This window comes from Mesotoga sp. UBA5557, from assembly GCF_002425715.1.
Classification (GTDB): domain Bacteria; phylum Thermotogota; class Thermotogae; order Petrotogales; family Kosmotogaceae; genus Mesotoga.
In genome coordinates this window covers 1552-4255 of the sequence record NZ_DIMV01000060.1, presented here as the reverse complement: position 1 = coordinate 4255, position 2704 = coordinate 1552, and the positions used below count along the sequence as shown (strand labels likewise).

Annotated in this window: 2 protein-coding genes; one reads left to right on the top strand and one right to left on the bottom strand. The window is 44.6% G+C overall.

Going from position 1 to position 2704, the window contains the following annotated elements:
• Positions 1–487: 487 nt before the first annotated feature.
• Positions 488–1645: a cytochrome c biogenesis CcdA family protein gene (locus B3157_RS07915; RefSeq protein ID WP_103133817.1), complete on the bottom strand. Its 1158-nt coding sequence runs from the start codon at positions 1643–1645 to the stop codon at positions 488–490.
• Positions 1646–2037: 392 nt separating this feature from the next.
• Here B3157_RS07915 and B3157_RS07910 point away from each other — a divergent pair.
• The coding region (locus B3157_RS07910; RefSeq protein WP_414674287.1) for an InlB B-repeat-containing protein at positions 2038–2704 on the top strand (667 nt) is incomplete at its 3' end.

Below are 2704 nucleotides of genomic sequence, written 5' to 3'. Positions count from 1 at the left end.
GATAGCATCGTTACAGACAATCGTACTCATTTCAAATAGAAGAGTCTGAAAGCTGTGTGCCGGTGTCCCGTCACTCAGCTTCTTCTTTCTCTTCTTCTCAAGAGCCCTCCTCCCTTGAGGGAGGACTTAAAATCAGGATCATCAAGAGCCAATCACAGCACATATTGTCAAGGGAGAAGAAGCACAATATGATTTCTATTTAGGGCTAACTTATGGGAAATGATGAGCTCCCTCGAGGGAGGAATTAAGATCAGGAACATCAGGAAAAAACCAAAGCATTCGCACAAGCACCAGTATATGTTTGGCATTTGATTCCCAGACTTGTGGGTGATGATGAGGTTTCTCTTGCATGAGATATGGCAAGGACGTACTGTCAAAATAAAGCTTGTGAAGAACAGGGAGCCAGACGGCATCATAAATGACTAATCGTGTTTTCCATCGGGCATGTTTCATCGGTACTAATCTAAGTTCTGGGGGGCCTCGCTGCCTAAATCAAATTGAATGTCTTAAGCGTAATATTAAGCATTATTACAAAGAAGACTACAAACAAAGCTCCCATGAGCAGCTTGATCTTTGCAGCTGCCTGAGTGGAAGTCATAAACTCCTGTATCTTCTTTGTTGATGAGCTGAAATAAGCAATGAGAGTAATTGCGATTATTGGAACAGTGAAACCGAGATTATATACGATAAGGAAGCCCAGTGCCCGAGCTGACATTCCGGCGCTGCTTATGACATACACTATCGTCGGGAGATATATCTGGCCCGTGCACATGAACTCCACAAATGAAACCAGTATTCCGGTTATTAGCGATGCGATCCAGATCGTCTTGACCTTCGCGTTCTTTCGGATTATCTCGTGAGTCTTGCGCTTCAGGCCTTTAGAGAGTTCAAGCACAGCCTTCTTACCTTTGTACCGCATTCTGTAGAAGTCAACGACGGAGAGTATTGCCAGAACTGCGGTGAAGACCGTCATCGCCGGATAGAATACAATCTGAAAGAGACGGGAAACGCTGTCGATGTACCCTGCGGCGCCGAGAAGACCCGTCCCCATAGCCAGATAAGCGGCAAAGATTCCAATAGCGAAGAACAGGCCGGCCACAAGTATCTCGTTTCTACCCCTTCCAACATAATAAAGGTACGAAACCAGAAATATAAGGACGGCAAAGGCACATGGGTTTATCCCGTCGATAAGACCGGCTCCTAGAACGACGAATAGACTGAACTGGCTGTATCTTTCCGTCAACACTTGACTCACGTCTTCCTCGAGTTCATCTATCTCCCGTTGCTTTTTCTCCCGTTCTTCCGAGGAGTAATTCAACATGCTATCAAGAACTGCCGTCGGATCGAGGTTTGATGGGGTGAAGGCGTCTTTGCCTATAAAAATAAGCGGGACTAGATCTGCCTCGCTGTCATTGACGTTGTAAACCCTCGTGTATTTCAGCTTGAGCTCCTGATTCTTCGATTCGGTAAGTAAATACTTGTTCAGAATCACTTCTTCTTCCACTTCATATTTGAGACTGTCTATCATCATCTCGGCCTCGAAGCACTCCTGACATGTGGGAACTCCGAAAAAATCAATAATCACCGAAGCGGTTGCCGAAAGACAAATAAGGCTAAAGAAAACAAGAAGTAGAGTACGTTTCATACATTCACCCCGTTAACCACACAAAGTTTGTCGCTTTTGGATTTCTAAGATTATACCACCCGGGTAATAAAGCTTGCTTTACTCACAAGAAATCGAAAGAGATTTCCTTATCATTAGCGAGGAAAAAAAGGTGTATGCCAACTCATTTGGTATTTGGCAGTCCATGGTTTATAATATTTCTCAAGATCCTTGCTGCATCAATTTGATAAGGAATCTCTGTTGGTTTTTTGAGAGAGGCTATTTATTTGACATGGATTCTGTAAACGTGATAAAATCAGAGTGGCGCTTTTGTGGGTTTGTGGTTCATAGTCCGGAATGCTCTAACGATGTTATTGATGTTGTTCTAGAAATATAAACTGTTACAAGCAAACGCTTCTTAGGGGGTGTTCAAGGTGGCAAAGCGGTCTCGTGTTCTGTTGATTCTTGTTCTGTTTGTTGGTCTTGCTTTTCTCCTGACCGGGTGTCTAAAGAAGATTGATCTCAATCTTACTATAGCTATCCAGGGTCTTGGAGAGACCGATCCTGCCGTTGGTATGCACACTTACAAGTATGGAGCCAGTGTGACACTTACAGCGACACCGGCAGAAAACTATGATTTCAAGGAATGGGAAATTGGGGGTCTGGGAAGCTTTAGCGAAAACGTTAAAGAAATCGTGTTGAAAGATTCCATATCGGCAACAGCAGTTTTTGTAAAGAAATCTTTCGATATAAAAGCTTCGGTTGACCCCGAAAATGGTGGCACGGTAACAGGTGCCCGCTCTTATGTTTTTGGCGACACAGCTTCACTAACAGCTGTGGCTGCTGAGGGATTCAAGTTCGTTGAGTGGACTGAGAACGGGTTACCCATCAGTTCAGACAATCCGCTCGAGTTTGTTGTAAGTGCTAACAGAGCGTTTGTTGCGCATTTTGACAACGAGTACATGGTCACTGTGGATGTCATCCCTGAAGAAGGCGGAATGGCTTCCGGTGGCGGTAAGTACGTATTCGGATCTGAAATAACGGTAGTAGCCACTCCGGCAGAATGCTACGACTTCGTAGGCTGGTTCGTAGGCGAGACTC